Below are 4,497 nucleotides of genomic sequence, written 5' to 3'. Positions count from 1 at the left end.
AGTATGGCCCTGCCCGAGACGCCAACAATGTCCGAGGCCACCGCGGAAAGCTTAATGCCAGTATCCTCCAGAAGCTTCTCCAACCGCTGGACTTCCCGGGCGCGTTCGGCCGTAATGACTGTCCGGGTTCGGGTCAATTCACGCAGCTCGCGGATCGGCGGCGGTGGCACGAACGAAGCCCGCACGAGACCATGGGCCGCCAGATCAGCTAGCCACGTAGCATCTGAGACGTCCGTCTTCCGTCCCGGCACGTTCTTCACATCCCGGGCGTTGGCCAACACCACGTTCAGGCCCTCTTCAAGGACATAGTAGAACGGGCGCCAGTAGTCCCCGGTTGCCTCCATCACCACGCAGCTGACATCCTGCGCGACCAGGTACTCCCTGAGTTGGAGGATGCTCCCGGCCATCGAACTCCACGTCCCGACTGTCGAGGTCGTCTTCGTTCGCCCGCCACCCTGGATGCGGATGCAGACCTTCGCGTCCTTCTTAGAAACATCGACACCCGCACAGCGCGGGTGAATGACCTCCATGACCGATCACCTTCATCATCTGATACCGACACTGAATACGGTGTGTGTTCCGGCAGAGGGCGGATAAAACAACAAGTGCGTATCCGGTTAGCTCAGGTTCGGCGCGTGCTGCCGGGCCCTTGGGCCACGATTTCCCGCAACGTCGTGGGGTCATGGTTCGACTCGAGTCCGAGGAGGCTTTGGAAGGCTGACATGGGTGAGCGCCGACGGTTGTAGCGAAAGACAAACTCGTCCAGATAGACCTGAAGGTGTTCATTGCTCACGGCGCGGTGGGTGCCTCGCAGCCAGGACTTGAAGTTGCTGATGGCTCTGTGAACACGCGGCATGACGGGTTCTGTGTCTCCGGTGCGTTTGGCCGCCCTTTGGGATCGCGGCCTGTGGTCGTAGCCCTTCTTCGCGAGCAGGACATAAGGACCCCCTCTGTATGTATGGACAACCGCATCAGGTGCCACGGTTTCATAGACGAAGTTATACAAAGTCGGTCCTGAAGCATCCGGGATGACTTGCATGCGAATGCGCCCGGAACCCTGGCCGCGGACCTCAACGGCCACAACAACATGGGCGGCCGTGGCAATCCTGCTGCACCCGCCACTCCTGCCCTTTTCAACCCCGCCGACCTCGCATTCATCAACCTCGACCTCCCCCATCAGCAATGTGCGCTCGGGGTCGACCATGGCCCGGCGCAGCTTGTGCAGCATGGTCCACGCGCTCTCGTAGCGGCTGAGCCCGAGCTGGCGCTGTAACTGCACCGCAGAGATACCGGGTGTGCTGGTCGTCATCAGATATGCCGCCCAAAACCAGTACTGGAGCGGCAGATGGGTCTTGTGCAGCACCGTCCCGGCCGTGAGCGAGGTTTGACGATGTCAGCCACCACATTCCCAAAGGATCCGCGTTGAAAGAGCCCATCCCTTGCGCCCCTGACATCGTGGGCAAACAAAGCCCTCAGGCCATCGGCAGGCAAACAAATACTCCAAGCAGGACGCCTCGTCACCGAACCTTGCCTGAAACTCCAGAATCGACCGCGGAAAGTCCGGACGTGCCATAACCCCAAACTACACCTGAGCTAACCGGATACGCACTAAACAACAAATCTGACACACGTGCTCAAAGGCAACAGTCCACGGTCCTGCGGACAACGAAGCTGTACCCTCCACCACCAAACTGACTTACAGGCTCACAAGCACCACAGAACCAACGGGGTTGACCGAAACACACACTCCAAGTCTCCTCCCAAACACCCCAGAAGTAATCCAGAAACCCAAACCAGCCAACCGCAAATTTTCCTTCGCCACTGCGGGGCGAAGCCCCTGCGCAACTGACTTGAGAAGAATGCTAGATACATCCATCTCAACGCAGGCCACGGGCCCCTAACTTGCCAGGACACGAACCCCGGCTTCACCACCGACCACGAAGAGGCGGTTTTCATGTCGTAATCACGTTTAGTGGAGCGTTCCCGTTGAGGAACTTCGGTGTTGACGTCGAGTGGTTGCTCGAAAGAGTTCCTCGGCGATGGAGTCCCGATAGAGTTTGTCTGCTCGATGCCTTGGGTGGAGGCCCAAAGTGCGGCTGCAAAGTCTCTTGCGAGGGGATCGCGTCTTAGCATGTGAGACAGCGATGACGGTAGTAGGCCATCAGCCAGGTGTGACCCAATGTGAGACGGCGGTTCCGCCAATGCTCCTGTGGTGACGCCCAATATCGACCAAGACGTGTCGGGTCGTTCTCCCCGCAAGGACTCCAACGGTGATGTCCGCCAGATTCGAAAACGACAATGGTCTACGCCTCACCAGCAAATCCTCTATCCAACTAGGTTGCTGCTTCGACGGTATGACGCTGCCAGCCATGTTCGTCGTTGTCCGAGGCTGAGCGTTCTGTTTTGGCGGTTCTGTCCAAGTCCCAGGTTGCTGCCCATCGTGAGGTGCAGCGGGCGCAGGTGCTGCTGATGGCGTCCGATGGTTTGGCCAATGAGTGGATTGTCAGGGTGGTGGGGGTGAATCCTGGGACGGTACGTGCCTGGCGGAGGCGTTTCCCTGAAGATGGGTTGAAGAAGTTTGGTGCGGTGGCGCCGGGGCGGGGTCGAAAGCCGGTTATTCCAGAGTCGAAAATCGCCGAGATCGTTGAGTTGACGCGGTTTTCCAAGCCTGAGGGTGCCACGCAGTGGTCGGTGCGGTCCATGGCGGCACGGGCCGGTGTATCCCCGACACAGGTACAGCGGATCTGGGCGGCACGGGGCTTGAAACCGCACCTGGTGGAGACGTTCAAGCTCTCCACGGATCTGAACTGTGATGAGAAGCTCATCGATGTGTGTGGCTTGTACCTGGACCCGCCCGAGAATGCGATCGCGCTGTGCATGGATGAGAAAACCTCGATCCAGGCGTTGGACCGCTCCCAGCCGTCGCTGCCGTTGAAGCAGGGTCGCGGGGAAACCATGACGCATGACTACATGCGCAACGGCGCCACCACTTTGTTCGCTGCCTTGGAAGTCGCCACGGGGAAAGTGATCGGTACGTGTGTACCCAAGCATCGCCATGACGAGTTCCTGGTCTTTTTGAAAACCACTGAAAAGGAAGCCCCGAAGGGCCTGGAGGTCCACCTCATCATCGACAATTACGCGACGCATAAGCATGCCGAGGTGAAGTCCTGGCTGGGGAAACATCCCCGGTTCCACCTGCATTTCACGCCGACGTCATCGTCTTGGCTGAACCTGGTCGAGCGCTGGTTCAGGGACCTCACCGAGAGAGCCCTGCGCCGTGGCGTTTTTCATTCAGTGCCGGAGCTGATCGAAAAAATCAAGGAATATATCCAGATCAACAACGAGAACCCCAAACCCTTCATCTGGACAGCAACCGCCGACTCCATCCTCGAAAAAGTCTCCCGCGGCCGCGTCGCACTCCAAGCCATCAAGCAAAACTGAGACACTACACTAGCTTAGCTGGAGACCTGAATATGGTTATCCGCCCTGTTCGCGCCGGCAATGAACGGAGCAAACCCATACCCGCCCTTAGTAAGTGCCAGCGAATCACTACATGCCAATACTATGTGATGTCGCGAGGGAACCGTCAAGGTTGCTTGGTGGTGGGGTAAGGGCTATTGCGGCCGGAGGTGGAGTACAACCTCCCGCGTGCGTGAGCGCTACTCACCCGCCATGGTCTGGAATCCGTGAGTGAATGCACCCAGCCTGACCACGGCGCTTTCGAAGTAGCGTAAAATCGTCACGTTCGACGCTATCTGCCCAAAGCTCCCCTGCGACAGCATGCAGAATGTCCAGATCGCTGACGTGCTCCCGCAGATGTCTAGCTTGACCGCCCACACCGTGACCCCTAGATCGTGCCGGGACAGCGCTGTGCCCCTTCACCGGTCAAGGAATTGGGGCAGGATGCACCGGCAAGGAATGGGCTCCAAGGGGCCCGGCCCGGCACCCGGCAGGAAAGACGCGCAAGGCCAACACAAGGAGCTAGCGCCAGGCCCTGTACGCCCTGCCGTGAGCTCCTCATCACTGCCCGCTCGCGAGTGGAGGGCCTGCGTCAGCGGCCTTGAACGGGCACGCCAGCGTAGCTGACAAGTGGATTACCGGCTTTGCCAACGAGCGGATTGAACGAAATAGAGCATTCATTTTTAAAAACACTGGACTATATGTATTTCATGGCGTAGCTTAGCAATCAGAGAAGAACGCACGTGACTAACATCACGGCAGCAGGGTTCGAAGCAGAGCCCGGCCGGCCCCCTGAAAGATAGGGATGTTGGGCTAGCGTGCGGTATCTTCCGGAACCTCAATCAGAGGGTTCCAACCTAATCTTCAGCGCAATCCCGTATGTATCCAATGATGAAACATACTGTCGCTGCATAAAGAATTAAGGAGCTAACTATGTCTATCAACACTGAAATCGACACCATGGTAGGGGTATCTCACCCTCTTGATCAGCTTTCCCGCGCCGAGATTTCCCGTGCGGTGTCCATCCTTAAGGATGGT

The 4,497-nt window shown here is 58.2% G+C and carries 2 protein-coding genes and 1 pseudogene; 1 reads left to right on the top strand and 2 read right to left on the bottom strand.

Going from position 1 to position 4,497, the window contains the following annotated elements; genetic code table 11:
• Both QMG25_RS20100 and QMG25_RS20095 read right to left on the bottom strand, forming a co-directional pair.
• The coding region (locus QMG25_RS20100) for an IS110 family transposase (protein ID WP_283462872.1) at positions 1–530 on the bottom strand (530 nt) is incomplete at its 3' end.
• 92 nt (positions 531–622) lie between these two features.
• Positions 623–1,573 (bottom strand): annotated as a pseudogene (locus QMG25_RS20095) (IS1595 family transposase).
• Between the two features lie 806 nt (positions 1,574–2,379).
• Here QMG25_RS20095 and QMG25_RS20090 point away from each other — a divergent pair.
• Positions 2,380–3,441: an IS630 family transposase gene (locus tag QMG25_RS20090; protein WP_283462869.1), complete on the top strand. Its 1,062-nt coding sequence runs from the start codon at positions 2,380–2,382 to the stop codon at positions 3,439–3,441.
• Positions 3,442–4,497: the final 1,056 nt, after the last annotated feature.

The sequence above is a fragment of the Arthrobacter sp. H35-D1 genome, assembly GCF_030063185.1.
In the GTDB taxonomy this organism is placed as follows: Bacteria; Actinomycetota; Actinomycetes; order Actinomycetales; family Micrococcaceae; genus Specibacter.
This window is presented reverse-complemented; position numbering and strand designations above follow the sequence as displayed.